Annotated in this window: 2 protein-coding genes and 1 pseudogene; all 3 read right to left on the bottom strand. The window is 29.7% G+C overall.

Annotation, left to right across the window (positions count from 1 at the left end):
* Positions 1-434, bottom strand: a pseudogene (locus ACFWE9_RS26740) (glycosyltransferase family A protein); the annotation flags it as partial.
* Positions 431-1,642 (bottom strand): glycosyltransferase family 4 protein, encoded by a 1,212-nt coding sequence (locus tag ACFWE9_RS26735; RefSeq protein WP_377359651.1) that lies wholly within the window; start codon positions 1,640-1,642, stop codon positions 431-433. The gene ACFWE9_RS26735 and the pseudogene ACFWE9_RS26740, both read right to left, overlap by 4 nt.
* 76 nt (positions 1,643-1,718) lie before the next feature.
* A partial coding sequence (locus tag ACFWE9_RS26730) for a GNAT family N-acetyltransferase (RefSeq protein ID WP_377359649.1) occupies positions 1,719-2,140 on the bottom strand: 422 nt, incomplete at its 5' end.

Raw genomic sequence — 2,140 nt, 5'->3', positions numbered from 1 at the left:
ATATTAAATGCAATTTCTACTGAAGAAACCTTTAAGGATGAGAAATACCCCAAACGCTTACTTATTTTCCTATATGATTTGAAAAATTTATTTTTTCCTTCAACCTGAAATGTGATTATATCATAATCCGGATTCTCATCAAATGCTATCTTAACCACTTCACAATAGTTAGCAACATATATTAAATCATCATCTGCTAATAAGCAAATATTATCATCCTTATTAGTGTTTAGAATTGCTTTATTCCGACTTCGACTCAAACCAGTTTCATCATTACAAATATATGTTATTTTATTGTTATGAAATCTGAATTTGTCAGCTTTTTTGTATCCACATTGATTTATGATAACCGCATCAGATGATATATTCATCTTTTTTAGAAGATTTCTGGGTTCTGACTCATTCATAGTTGAGATTAACACTTTAACAGTCATTTTCGTTCCCCTCGTTCCCCCGAAATTTTTGTGAGTATTTCTTGATAAGTTTTATTTCTATCAAATTTCTCTTCAGCCAACCTTCGGCTATTCTGTCCCATAATTATTCTTAAATTATCATCTTCACACATTTTTAATAGATTATCTGCAAAATCATCTGCATTATTGTTCTTGCAATTTAATCCTATATTATACTCTTCAATCAATTGTCTATATTCTTTGCTTTCCTGTGTATTAAGAACCGGTAACCCTGCAGCAGAGTAATCTCCTACTTTATTTATGATACTTCCTGCCGATCCAGCTTTAATTGGATTAACAGCAATATCACATGCAGTTAAAAGGCCAACCATATTAGAATAATTTAATCTACCTGTAAACTCTGAATATATACCTTTCTCTATTGCATAACCTTCAAATTTAGATTTGAGTGGTCCATCTCCCATAACAACAAATTTAATATTTTTATATCCTTTATCTTTAAGTATTTTTAAGGCATCAATAACACAAGTTAAATCGTAACTGTGACCTAAAGTACCTATATATGCAATCCATATTTCACCTTTAGGCTTTTTCAAGAATTTATTTAATTCAGCTAATTTATCAAAATGTGTTAATTCAATTCCTAAAAATACATCATGTGCGACTTTACATTTATTATTTACTTTTATTGCTCTATTAGCATAAGTCTTAGATACTGCAATAATTTCATCAGCTGTAGAATAAATATAATCTGCTTTTCTTTTCATTGGATAAAATATAAGATCACTTATTATAGGTACTTGAAATACCATTTTAAAGGCTTCTGGCCATAAATCCTGAACATCAATTATAAATTTGATATTGTGTATTCTTGCATATTCCGCTGCTACTTTAGCTACATCTAAAGAAGGTACACCACAATAAATAATATCAGGTTTCTTCCTATTCTTTAGATATTTCTTTAAACTTTGCCCCATTACGTAATGACTATAAAAACGATTAACTGAAATATTCTTTTTATACCCCGGCTCAGGAAGCATATTTAAATAGAATTGAAATTCTTTTAATTGTTTCTCTTCTTTCTTCCTTTTCCTCTTTAACTCATGTGAAAATTCTGTTGTTACAAGTTCAACAGCATATCCTTCATTAGCTAATTTATTTGCCAGATATTCAAATCTTCCTTCTATAGTGCCTCGAATAAAGTGGGCAATCATTAAAACATCTTTCATCGCATATAATCTCCCGTAATTGTAATGCAAACCCCATTTTTTAGATTTTTAATTATTACATTTTTCAATTCATTTTTCATGGGTGAACTCGATACAAAGGAAAAAAGGTAGAATGCTCATCAAAATCTGACTCCGTCTTTCGAATTGACACCAATTTGTCATACTTATTTACATCAAATATTTTTTTCCCTATAGAAAAAGCATTTGATGAATTTCTATTAAAAACCTTTTTAAATTTATATAAACTATCTTCTTTACTTCCAAGTCCTCCTCCCAGATGAAAGGTTTTATACCCATTCTCACAGCCCCAACATGCAACTTCATATAATAATAGGTTCGTTGGCGCAAGGTATTGATACTCTCTATCCGACGCGGACAAATGATAATGAATTTGTTCATTAGAATACAGTATCATAGACATAGAAATTATTCTCTCTTCATAAACAGCATAAAACATCAATGAGTTATATTTTAAATCATTAAGGATACTATTATAAC

This window comes from Peribacillus sp. NPDC060253 (genome assembly GCF_042727425.1).
GTDB lineage: Bacteria > Bacillota > Bacilli > Bacillales > DSM-1321 > Peribacillus.
Note: the sequence above shows the minus strand (reverse complement) of the source record. Positions and strands in the feature narration are given on the sequence as shown.

Excerpts from the sequence above, each read along its gene's own strand:
- ACFWE9_RS26735 (WP_377359651.1), bottom strand. The coding sequence starts at position 1,642 with ATGAAAGATGTTTTAATGATTGCCCACTTTATTCGAGGCACTATAGAA.